The sequence below is a fragment of the Micromonospora sp. RV43 genome, assembly GCF_001029515.1.
Taxonomy (GTDB): Bacteria; Actinomycetota; Actinomycetes; order Mycobacteriales; family Micromonosporaceae; genus Micromonospora; species Micromonospora aurantiaca.
The window spans coordinates 1-10,804 of the sequence record NZ_LEKG01000230.1 but is presented as its reverse complement, the minus strand read 5'-3'; the positions used below and the strand labels follow the sequence as shown (position 1 = coordinate 10,804).

Annotated in this window: 10 protein-coding genes and 2 pseudogenes; 3 read left to right on the top strand and 9 right to left on the bottom strand. The window is 70.9% G+C overall.

What is annotated here, in order from left to right; all coding sequences use genetic code 11:
* Nucleotides 1-102: 102 nt before the first annotated feature.
* Nucleotides 103-1,425: an IS701 family transposase gene (locus tag ABD52_RS34065; RefSeq protein ID WP_047894441.1), complete on the top strand. Its 1,323-nt coding sequence runs from the start codon at nucleotides 103-105 to the stop codon at nucleotides 1,423-1,425.
* A 123-nt stretch (nucleotides 1,426-1,548) separates the two neighbouring features.
* Here ABD52_RS34065 and ABD52_RS34060 read toward each other — a convergent pair whose 3' ends face one another.
* The 7 genes and pseudogenes from ABD52_RS34060 to ABD52_RS34035 form a co-directional block, all read right to left on the bottom strand.
* Nucleotides 1,549-2,001 carry an IS3 family transposase gene (locus tag ABD52_RS34060; protein WP_232236821.1) on the bottom strand — a complete coding sequence of 151 codons (453 nt, stop codon included), beginning with the start codon at nucleotides 1,999-2,001 and terminating at the stop codon, nucleotides 1,549-1,551.
* Entirely contained in the window at nucleotides 1,959-2,474 is a 516-nt protein-coding gene (locus ABD52_RS41210) for an IS3 family transposase (protein WP_091331546.1), read from the bottom strand. The genes ABD52_RS34060 and ABD52_RS41210 overlap by 43 nt, the downstream gene beginning before the upstream one ends.
* Entirely contained in the window at nucleotides 2,471-2,782 is a 312-nt protein-coding gene (locus ABD52_RS34055) for a transposase (RefSeq protein ID WP_047894440.1), read from the bottom strand. The genes ABD52_RS41210 and ABD52_RS34055 overlap by 4 nt, the downstream gene beginning before the upstream one ends.
* Before the next feature lie 88 nt (nucleotides 2,783-2,870).
* On the bottom strand, nucleotides 2,871-3,344 hold the full coding sequence (locus tag ABD52_RS34050) for a response regulator (protein WP_013476110.1): 474 nt from the start codon (nucleotides 3,342-3,344) through the stop codon (nucleotides 2,871-2,873).
* Between the two features lie 247 nt (nucleotides 3,345-3,591).
* A pseudogene (locus tag ABD52_RS41205) lies at nucleotides 3,592-4,278 on the bottom strand (hypothetical protein); the annotation flags it as partial.
* A 366-nt stretch (nucleotides 4,279-4,644) separates the two neighbouring features.
* Nucleotides 4,645-5,397, bottom strand: a complete 753-nt coding sequence (locus ABD52_RS34040; RefSeq protein ID WP_235437644.1) for a hypothetical protein — start codon at nucleotides 5,395-5,397, stop codon at nucleotides 4,645-4,647.
* A 957-nt stretch (nucleotides 5,398-6,354) separates the two neighbouring features.
* Nucleotides 6,355-6,954: a hypothetical protein gene (locus tag ABD52_RS34035; RefSeq protein WP_047894439.1), complete on the bottom strand. Its 600-nt coding sequence runs from the start codon at nucleotides 6,952-6,954 to the stop codon at nucleotides 6,355-6,357.
* A 347-nt stretch (nucleotides 6,955-7,301) separates the two neighbouring features.
* On the opposite strand from ABD52_RS34035, the gene ABD52_RS34030 reads away from it, so the two are divergent.
* Nucleotides 7,302-8,573: a sensor histidine kinase gene (locus tag ABD52_RS34030; protein WP_041784246.1), complete on the top strand. Its 1,272-nt coding sequence runs from the start codon at nucleotides 7,302-7,304 to the stop codon at nucleotides 8,571-8,573.
* A gap of 9 nt (nucleotides 8,574-8,582) precedes the next feature.
* The gene (locus tag ABD52_RS34025) at nucleotides 8,583-9,230 is read left to right on the top strand and encodes a response regulator (protein ID WP_047894438.1); all 648 of its coding nucleotides are present in this window, start codon (nucleotides 8,583-8,585) and stop codon (nucleotides 9,228-9,230) included.
* A gap of 154 nt (nucleotides 9,231-9,384) precedes the next feature.
* Here the strand turns inward: ABD52_RS34025 and ABD52_RS41780 are convergent.
* Nucleotides 9,385-9,462: pseudogene (locus ABD52_RS41780) on the bottom strand (50S ribosomal protein L31); the annotation flags it as partial.
* Nucleotides 9,463-9,615: 153 nt separating this feature from the next.
* Nucleotides 9,616-10,611, bottom strand: coding sequence for an alpha/beta hydrolase family protein (locus ABD52_RS34020; RefSeq protein ID WP_013476115.1), 996 nt, complete (start codon nucleotides 10,609-10,611; stop codon nucleotides 9,616-9,618).
* Nucleotides 10,612-10,804: the final 193 nt, after the last annotated feature.

Here is a 10,804-nt window from a genome sequence, read left to right as displayed (position 1 = left end):
TACGGCAGCCGCCGTTTGAGATGTCGCTGGTGGGGCCGGGTAGACGAGGTGCGGCCACCGCGTGATCGTCTGTCTGCTGTGGACATGACTTCAGATCTGGCGGTGGCCGCGTGCCACAGCGTAAACCCAGACCGGTGGCGGCAAGTCCTGACCGGGGTGTGCGATGCGTTCGCGGGACGCTTCGGGCGGGTCGAGCCGCGTCGGACGGCGACGGCGTTCGTGACAGGGCTGCTGGCCGACATCGAGGTCAAGACGTGCTGGCAGTTGGCGGAGCGGGCCGGGCATGCCCGGCCGGACGCGATGCAGCGGTTGTTGTCTCGGGCGGTGTGGGATGCCGATGCGGTCCGCGACGATGTGCGGGCGGTGGTCGTGGGCCGGTTCGGTGATCCGGACGCGGTGCTGGTCGTGGACGAGACCGGGGACCTGAAGAAGGGCGTGCACACCATCGGAGTGCAACGCCAGTACACCGGCACCGCCGGCAGGATCGAGAATGCGCAGGTGGGGGTGTTCTGCGGCTATGCCAGCCGGCATGGGCACACGCTGATCGACCGCCGGGTCTACCTGCCGGTGTCGTGGACCGATGACCGGGACCGATGCCAGGCCGCCGGGGTTCCCGACGAGGTCGCCTTCGCCACGAAGTCCGAGCTGGCCGCCGACATGATCACCGCGGCCGTCGACGCCGGCGTCCCGGCCGGGTGGGCGGCCGCGGACGAGGCCTATGGCAACAGCAGCGTCTTCCGTGCCCACCTACGCCACCACCGCCTGGGTTATGTCCTGGCCGTGTCCCGCAGCCACCTGGTCCCACTCGACGGCGGCAAGACCCGGGTTCGGGCTGACCGGGTCGCCGCCGAGCTGCCGGCCTCGGCGTGGCAACGTCGCAGCGCCGGTGCCGGGTCGAAAGGGCCACGCTTCTACGACTGGGCCTGGCTCGACGACGTCTGCACCGACGCCGACCCCGACGACGGCGGCCACCACAGCCTCCTGATCCGCCGCAACACCACCACCGGTGAGCTGGCCTTCTACCGCTGCTGGACCCCGCAACCGGCCACCCTGGCCCAACTCGTGCGGGTCGCGGGCATCCGCTGGACGGTTGAGGAGAGCTTCCAAGCTGCCAAGGGCCAGGTCGGTCTCGACCAGCACCAGGTCCGCCGCTGGGACTCCTGGCACCGGTTCACCACCCTCGCCCTGGCCGCCCTCGCCGTCCTGGCGATCTGCGCCGCCGACGCCGCCGACCACAACCCGGCCGACACCGGACTGATCAAGCTCACCGTCAACGAGGTCCGGCGCCTGATCAACGCCTGCATCATCCGCCCGCTCAGCAACCTCGCCCACCGTCTGCGCTGGTCAGACTGGCGGCGCCAGCATCAAGCCCGAGCCCGCCAAGCCCACTACACCCGACGCCTCAACCTCGAACTCCAGCCATGATCCCGAACGGCGGCTGCCGTACTAGGTGTACGTGAGTTCGCCAGCCGAATCGGGTTGATCTAGCCCTCTGCTTCCTATCGCGGCTGCTACTCCTGAGTTTCCCCTGCTTTGTTGGAGCGGTGGTTACCTGCTGCCGGCTGGTGCAGGGGTGGTGATAGGTGGTTCGGCTGGTTCGGTCTGGTGGTTGTGCCAGGCGGCCTCGTACTCGTTCGGGCTGAGGTAGCCCAGTTCCTTCTGGATGCGGCGGGTGTTGTACCAACCGTCGATGTAGGCGAAGATCGCGTTCTCGGCCTCGTCGCGGGTCCGCCACGAGGTGCGGTAGACGAGTTCGATCTTCAACGTTGACCAGAAGTTCTCCATGAGCGCGTTGTCGGAGCTGTCGCCGACGGAACCCATCGAGGGCAGGATCCCGTTGTCCTGCAAGCGTTCCGCGAAGCGGAAAGACGTGTAGTTCGATCCCCTGTCCGAGTGGTGGATCAATTGGCCGTCGCGGACGTCGCGCGACCAGATGCCGTATTCGAGGGCGGCGAGGATCAAGTCGGTGTCGCAGCGGTCAGACGTCTTCCAGCCGACGATCCGGCGGGAGAACGCATCGCGGACTGCGGCGAGCCAGAACGCGCCCTCGCCGCAGGGATGCGAGTGGCGTCGGCGACCCACAGGCGGTTCGGGCCGGTCGCGGTGAACTGTCGGTTGACCAGATCCGGTGCCGGCGTGTGCCGGGGATCCTGTCGGGTGGAGCCGCCGCGCCAGCCTCGACGCAGGAACGCCCCCTGCCAGCCCTGCTGCGCCATCAACCGCTCCACCCGCTTGCGGCCCACGCGGATGCCGTCACGGCGTAGCTGCCGGTGGACCCGGTCCGCGCCGTAGGTGCGCCCGGACGTCTCCCAGATCTCGTAGATGTTGGAGATCAGCCCCAGGTCGACCACGTCCCGATCACAGGGCTGCTCGGCCTGCTTGACCCACGCGTAGTAGGTCGAGGCGCCGATGTTCAGGACCCGTAGCAGGAGCGCGACCGCGAACTGGTCACGGTGTTCACCGATGAACCTCATGACCGTCGCCGGGTCGGGTCGAGCTCCGCCGCGAAATACGCGCTCGCAGCCTTCCGGATCTCGTTCGCCCGCCGCAGCTCGCTAACTTCCCTGCGCAGCCGGCGGTTCTCCTCGACCATCTCGCTGCTCGACCGATCGTGACGCTCACCCTCATCCGCCTCGGCCTGCCGGATCCAGTTCCGCAACGCCTCGTGATGCACGCCGAGTTGCTCGGCCAGGCGCCGGATCACCGGCTTCGGGTCCGACTCGCGGTACAGGCGCATAGCGCGCTGACGAAGCTCATCGGGGTACTTCTTCGGTGCTGCCACGGACGACTTCCTCCCCCACGGCCATCAGACCGTGGTCAAGAAGCTCCACGAAAGCGGGGGTGGCTCAGCGCTTGGGGCGGAGGATTTCTCAGGCCGTGCTGGAATCGGGAGGCAGGCTTGCGGTGCGGCCGTAGAAGCGGTGGATCTGCCCAACGACGCGCTCGAAGTCGTCCAGGCCGATGGGCTTGGTGACGTAGGCGCTAGCGTGCGCTGTGTAGCTGGCCAGCACGTCGGCGTCGACCACGGAAGTGGTGAACACGACGACCGGAATCGTCTTGAGCCACTGGTCGGCCTTGATCGCGGCGAGGACCTCCTGGCCGTTCATGCGGGGCATGTTCAGGTCGAGCAGGATCAACTCCGGGCGCGGAGCGTCGGCGTACTGGCCTTGACGGCGCACGAACGCCATGGCCTCTACCCCGTCGGGAACGTGGTGCAACTCAGCGGCCAGGGCGTGAGTGGCGAAGGTGTCCTCGATGAGAGCGACGTCGGCAGGATCGTCCTCGACCAGCAGCACCCGCAGCGGACCCAGTCGACCGCGGGCGGTTTCTCGGGCAACGTTCACAGCGGAAGAGTACTTCCCAGGCCTGACGCAGGTCACGAGGGCGATTCCGCAAGCGTTCGGAAGATCACTTCCAGTCAGTTCGGAGCCCTATGCCCCAAGGTGTAGGGCTGGGCGAATGAGCGAGGGAAAGCTGGTGGACCTGCGCCCGGCGCGGTGGCCGTCCTCCTTCGAAGGGCTTCGGCGGGCCGTTGCGGGGTGTCAGCGCCGTCAGCGGGGCCGGTCAAAAGGATCGCCAGGTGCGGGAATGTGAGATCAGGCGCTCCTCAGCCCGCGAGCGCTCCTCGGCTACGCCCAATAGCCGCGTCCGTGGGCGATCGGCGAAGTCGGCCGCCGACACGTCCTCGAGGCGGGTGGCGCCAATCAGGTCGGCCTCGGCGGTGGTGATGAGCCCGGCGGCGACCGTGCGGGCGAGCACGACGTCGGGGTGTCCGCCGTCCGACGGCGGCACCGGCGGCTCCACGGGCGTACGCGGCTCACCGGCGCGCAGCGGCGTCCGAGCGGCGGGTGAGCGTAGTCTGAGTAGCCGCTGCGCCACCTCGGGCCCCCGCGTGGTTGAGCGCAATGCGGTCATCACCTCGGCCTGCACGTCCCCGGAGAAGCCGCGCAGCCGGTAAGCCGCTGGTGCAGTCCCGGGCAGGAGCACCCCGACCGCTCCGACTACCCAGGCGGACCGCCACCTCGGGCACTGTCGGTGAGCTGCCGCCACCCGGTCACTCACGGCGTAGCCGCAGGAAAGATGCATCAGGATCGCGGTCAACTCTGACAGCGCGATCCGCCGACGCGGCGGACCACCGCCGAGCGCCGGCCCGTCGACCGGCAGCGGCTCCGGGACGGTGGTCAGCAGCCGTAACGAGTTCGCGGAGACGTCGAAGGGTCGCTCGCCGTAGACCAGATGCGGCGAGGCCAGACCGGAGGCGGGCAGCGTGAAACGCAGGTGTGGCTGACCCGCCGTGCCACAGTGCGCTTTCGGTACTGACGAGCAGGTGCAGGTTGGCGGTGTTCGGCCAATGACGGCGCCCGTAGTCGAGTCAGTCGAGCAGTGCGTGGTGGGTCAGCTCGTCGAGCGGGCGGTCGTGACCGGCGATGGTGATGCGCCGGCCAGGCAGGTCGACGTCGTCGAGGTGCATCGCGCGGATCTGGCCGGGGCGCGCCGCGTGGACCGCGGCCAGTACGAGGAAGAGCCGGGCCTGCGGGGTTGTCGCGGCTGTAACGGCCTGGTTCAGCTCGTCGGGACGCAGGGGCTGCCAGATCGCGTCATCGACGCGTGGCCCTCTGACCCGGGCGGTCGGATTACGAAAGATCAGGTTGCTGTGCTTGGCCCAGCCGAAAAGCGACCGCAGGGCGTGGTCGCGGTCTGGCGTGGGTTGCCGTGCAGCCTGTCCAGATACGTGCTGACGTCGCGGCGGGTGACCTCCCGCAGGTGCTCGCGATGCCACGCCCAGTCGGTCAGCGCGGGCACGGTAGCGGCAACATAGCCGCGAACGGTCTCGACGCGCCGGGCGCGGACGTGTGGTCCGCCATCGCGCAGGACCGGGCCCACCGCAGCACATCGCGCCGAATGGGCGGGGCGAGGGTGGGCGAGTTTGGCGTGCAGCCATGGTTCGAGGGCGGCCGGTCGGTCATCGTCAACGACGGCCAAGGTGGCGAGGATCTCGATGACGCAGTCGAGGTTGGTGCAGCGGCGCACGACGATGTCCGCGAAGCCGCTGACCCGGATCAGATCGCCTTCCTGGTAGTCGGCGAGCAGCATTACCAGTACCCGTTGCATTCCCCGGCGTGTGACCGGGGTCCAGCCACGGGCTTCCGCGTTGGTGTGGGCCAGGTGCAGTACCCAGGCCAGCCAGGGGTTGTCCGGCGCGGGGCCGTGCCGCAGATCGATTGCGGCGTAGCGGTAGCTGCGCACTTCGGCGTCGAGCAGCGGCGGCTGGATCCATCCAGTGACCGGCCGGGCGGCCGGCGGTGGTGGTGGTTTGAGAGGCCGGCCCTTGGCTCCGTAGGGTCGCGGCGCAGCCCGGGGCCTGGCCGTCCGCCGGTCCATGTCGGCGAAGAACAACTGGTGGTGCCGGAGGTCGCGCAGGTGCGACGAGCTGGGCGGGGTTGTTCGGCTCCTGACGGCTCGGGAGCGGATGGCCGTCGCCGGGCCGGCAAGGATGGTCAGGCTGTGACGGCGCCTTGTTGGCGGGAGCCCCTATCGGGACACGTCGCGCCGGTCCGGCGGCAGCAAGCCCCCGGGACTCGAGCCGACAGATCAAACTCAAGGCACTGAAGGGCCGGCCGTAACGCGGGTCAGACCCGAGCACCGGGCAGCACCCGATCATCCTCACAGTCGAGTCGGCATGACACACGTTGGACAGGCGCGAGCGGGGAGCCGAGCAGGCAGAGCGGCCCACGGCCGCGGACGATCAGAAGACGACGAGCGTGGGCACGCCGTCGAGCCGGGTGAGGCCAACCGGCCCCGGCAGGCCGGCGCGACAACGGCGGGCCGTACCACGGGCGGTACCACCGGGCTGCCCGCGACCGGCCTGCTGCTGGTGGCGCCGGCGAACCCGTGGTGACCCCCGGCCGGACCTGCCCCGTCCGGCCGGGACGCGCCGGCCGTGCGGTGCGGTCACGACACCCAGACCGGTGGCGAACGCCGCCGGTTCGAGGGCAGCGCGTACCCGGAGCGCTCCAGTTCTCCTCGACTCCCCAGTCGGATAGGGTGCTCGTGCATCGATGATCGGGCTCACATCGGGGGGTTGTTGCCGTCTGGCGACGCCATCGTTCGCAGGCCAGAGCATGAGCATCGGCTCGACCAACCGCCCTCGCCCTCGCCCGGCCCGCAACGGTGCTGGCGCTCGTCGATCGCAGGGTGTCCCGGAAGGATGCCAGATGGGTACGGCGCGACCAGGGTACGCAGGTGGCCGGTCCGGGCCCCCGCAGCTGACGCCACCGACGGTTGCCCTTCACCGCCCCGGTTCGTCGTCGAAGCCCGTCGGACGGGAACGTGCCGGCCGCCGGAAGGGTCGTCCTATCGACGATGGACCGTGCTGACGGTGACCCGGTCGTCCGTAGCCTCGATGGTGCCGGTCCACTCACCGTCGTCCTTCTCGAACGTGATGATGGTGGTCCCGCCGGTCGTGCGGTCGCCCGTGACGTCGAAGAATCCCTGGGGCAGGGCGGTGCGGTAGAACGCGAGTACCCGCTGAGGGTCGGGCTCGACCAGGGTGAGCCGGGCGCCGGCGGCGGTGTCGGAGAGGTCGCGCACCTGGCTGCCCGGCGGGAACCGGAAGTTGAACGGCAGGTTCGTCACGCCCAGATCCCGGCCGGTCAGCGCCGGCTCCTCCGCCTGTGGCGGCGCGGTCGACTGCTCGGCCGGCCGGTTGCGGGCGAACGTGACTGTGGTGTCGCGCGAGGTGGCGATGACCTCGACGGTCCACCCGCGTCCGTCGAGGTGCAGAGTCTGACCGGTGTCGGTGCCCACCGGGTATCCGGCCGGCGGGCCCGCCTGGCGGTAGTGGGCGAGCACCTGCTCGGGCGGAGGAGCGGTGAGGATCACCGTGGCCGAGCCAGGGTCGCCGAACGCGGTGTCGACCTTGCTGCCGGCGGGGAACCCGAGCCCCGGTGCCACCCCGGTGCCACCCCGGCGACAGTCCGGCCGTCCACCTCGACCCGGTCGCCCTGGTCGCTGCCCGGCAGGCTCGCCGGGGCAGCCGTGCTCGTGGGGGTGGCGCTGTCCGGTCCGCTCACCGGCACGGCCGGGTTGCCGCAACCGGGCGCCGCGATCAGCAGCGCGATCCCGGCCAGCGCGGGTAGCTTCCGCTGGAGACATCTCATCTGCCTGTCCTTCCGGTCGTACCAGGATTCGGTGGAGCCGTCCCGATCATGCCTGGTGCGGTCGCACCCCCGCACGACGGACGAACTGCTGTCGGCAGTCCTGCCGACAGCGGTCCGGCCCGGTCCGGCATGCTGAGTGCCATGACTGCCACGGCCGCCGTCGCTCCGCCCGCTTCCCGCTCCGGTCCCGGCCCTTCCCCGGCGATTCCGCTGACCACCGGCCTGATCGGGCTGTTCGTCGTGGTGCGGATCTGCCAGGTCGCCGCCTGGCCGGTCGCGGTCCTCACCGGCGGCACGGCCGGACTGCGGTCGGTGCCGGCGGCGGTGACGGTGTACGCGGTCCAGACTCTCGCGGTGGTCGGCGTGCTGGTGTGGGTCCACGGACAGGGCGCGGTGGGCCGGGGGGTCGCCGGGCTGGACGCGACGGTGGCGCTGGTCGCCCTCGTGGCCGGCGGCCTGCTCACCCGGCCGGGCCACGGCACCGGGTTCAGCCATCCGGCCCTGCCGGCCGCGATCGGCGCGGGCCTGACCGTCGCGCTGGCACTGTCGCGTCGTCAGGCCCTCGCCTGGTACGCCGCGCTGGCGGTCGGCTACCTGCTCGGGGTGCACGCCACGGTCTCCCTGGGTCCGGCGGCGCTGTCCGGGGCGGCGGGGAACCTGCTGGCACTGGTGGGTGTGCCGGCGGCCGCCGGCCTGGTGGTCGGTGCCCTGCGGCAGGCCGCACTGCGCGCCGACCGGGCGACCGTACGGGCGGTGAAGGCGGAGGCGGCGTTGGCCGAGGCTGGGCAGCGGATCGCGGCGCACGCCGCCTACGCCTCGGAGGTGGCACAGCAGCACCGCATGTTGCACGACACCGTGCTGTCCACGCTGGACGCGGTCGCCCGTGGCGCGGTCGACACCGGTGATCCGGTGGTGCGGCGTCGACTCGCCGCTGACGCCGACCATCTGCGTGGCCTGATCGCGTCCGCCGGTTCCGCGGTCGGGATGCGGCTGGTCGGCGAGCTCACCACGGTCATCCGGGAGTTGGCGCCGACCGGCCTGCGGGTGCACCTGCGGGTCACCGACGTCCCGCCGGACGTGCCGCCGGCCGTGGTGCGAGCGCTCACCGGCGCGGTCCGGGAGGCGCTCAACAACGTGATCCGGCACAGCGGCACCTCGACCGCCTTGGTGACGGTGGCCGGCCCGGCGGCGGGGACGGACGACCCGGACCCGGCGAGGCTGCGGGTCACGGTGGCGGACCGCGGGCGCGGCTTCGACCCGGACCGGATCCGGCCAGGGCTAGGGTTGTCCCGGTCGGTGCGCGCGCGGATCGGTGAGGCCGGCGGCGAGGTGCTGGTGGACAGCGGAGCAGGTCAGGGCACCACCGTCGAGATGAGCTGGCCGCCCGGCGCGTGGACGTCGGCGGCCGGGTGAGAGGGCCGGATGATCACTGTCGCCGCGATCGACGACGACCGGATGCTGCTCGACGGGCTGCGTACCTGGCTGGCACCGGTCGAGGACGTCTGCCTGGTGCAGGTCGCCGCCACGGTCGACGGCTATCTCGACGGACTCGGCGGTGCGGACGCGCCCCGGGTGGTCCTGCTCGATCTCAACCTGCGCGACGGATCCGACCCGGCGGACAACGTGGCGCGTGTCCGGGCCGGCGGCGGGCGGGTGCTGGTCGTCTCGGCGGTCCCCGACGCCGACGGCGTGCTGGCCACGATCGGTGCCGGGGCGGCCGGCTACCTCACCAAGAGCCATCCCCTGGACGTGCTGGTGGAGGCGATCCGCGAGGTGGCGTCCGGCGGGTCGGCGATCAGTCCGGAACTCGCGTTCGTGCTCAGCCGCGACGCCCGCGCCGACCGGCCGCGGCTGTCCCCGCAGGAGCGCGCGGTGCTCACCGCGTACGCCTCCGGGGCCACCCTGGCGGCCGCCGCGCGCCGCGCGGGCGTGGCCTACGGGACCGCGCGCGAGTATCTGGAACGGGTCAAACGCAAGTATGCCGAGGTGGGCCGCCCGACCCGGACGAAGTTGGAGTTGGCCGACCGGGTGCGCGAGGACCGGCTCGACCTGGGTGGTCCCGGCCGCTGAGCCCGCACCTGGGCAGTATCCAGCCGGCGTCGCGTCAGCCGCGACCACGTACCAGGGCGGGGATACCTCTCCACGATCTCGACCAGCAACCTCGTCGTGGACGGACGGACGCCGCGCATCGCGTACCCGGCGCGCAGCAGCATGCGCGCCTCGGTCAGCGCGGCTCCCGGGGTTCGCGACGGGCGTACTTGGCGCGGAATTTCTCGACCCGGCCCGCCGTGTCGAGAAGGCGTGTTGAGCGGTCGGTAGCCTCGGCGCGGTGGCGGAGGATGACTTCATGATCGGGCTGAGCCCCCTTGGACGCGCGGCGTGCGGTCCGCCGACCGGGCGTGGCAGGCCGTCGCCGGATTGGTGGCGGCCTGCCACGCGCCGCAGGTCCGGTGGGTCAGCCGGCGCGGCGCAGCCGGCCGAGCATGCCGGCGAGGTCCTGGACGAACAGTTCGTGGCGGAAGTAGTGGCCGCCCGGCACCTCGCGCCACTCGTGCGGGATGCCAGCCCGGCTGAGCGCTCCCCGGAACTCGCGCTGGCCCGCCAGTACCTGACCCTCGTTGACCGAGTCGAACCAGTTGACCGGGTCGGGTGACGTGCCGGCCGCCAGGAAGATCCGCTTGTTGCGGTAGCTCTCGATGCGCTCCATCGGGTTGTCCGCGCTGACCCGTGCCTCGTCCCACAGGGGCGCGCCGTACACGGTGCCGCCGCCGAGGTCGAGCGCGGCCGAGGTGATGTTCGCCCAGTGCACGACCAGGCCGAAGTCGCGGCGCAGGCTGGCCGGCCCGGAGTGGGAGCTGACCGAGCAGAAGTGGCCGTAGTACTTCGCCGTGTACTTGAGGGCCCCGAAGCCGCCCATCGAGAAGCCGGCCACGGCGCGGCCGTTGTACTCGGGGAATGTGCGGAAGTTGGCCTCGATCCAGGGGAGCAACTGGGCGATGTGGAACGTCTCCCAGTTGCGCGGCCCGACATTGGTGCTGACCGGGTTGCTGTACCAGCCAGTGGAGGCGTCTGGCATGACGACGATGATCTCGCGGCCCGCGGTGAGGTTGATGATGTTGTCCTGGAGGTGGAACGTGCGGAAGTCCGCGTTGCCGCCGTGCAGCAGATACAACACCGGGTAACGCTTGCGGCTGGTGTGGTAGCCGTCGGGCAGCAGCACGTTCACCGCCGGATCCCACTCGATCGCGTCGGTGGCGAAACGGTAGTACTGCAACCGGCCGCCGTTCTCGTTGCGGTCGACGATGCGCAGGCCGTACCCGTTGACGGCTGCACTGGCCGCGGACGGCGCGGTGAAGGCGCCGGCGAGGGCGCCGGTCGCCGCGACCGCGGCGGCGCCGGTGAGCAGCCGCCGGCGGCTCACCGTGGGGGAGATGTTCCGGTCGTGCGGCATGGTTCCTCCTGGGGCTCAGAGTGTGGTTTCGCTGGTGAGGCCGAAGTAGTCGTGCCATTTGGTGCTGGGGGCGAATGTGGTGCCGGTGGAGAGTGCGACGTAGATGTCGTTGGTGGTGTTTTTGGTGAAGACGATGAGGTCGTCTTTGCCGTCGCCGTTGGCGTCGGCGAGGTAGGGGAATTCGCCGGTCAGG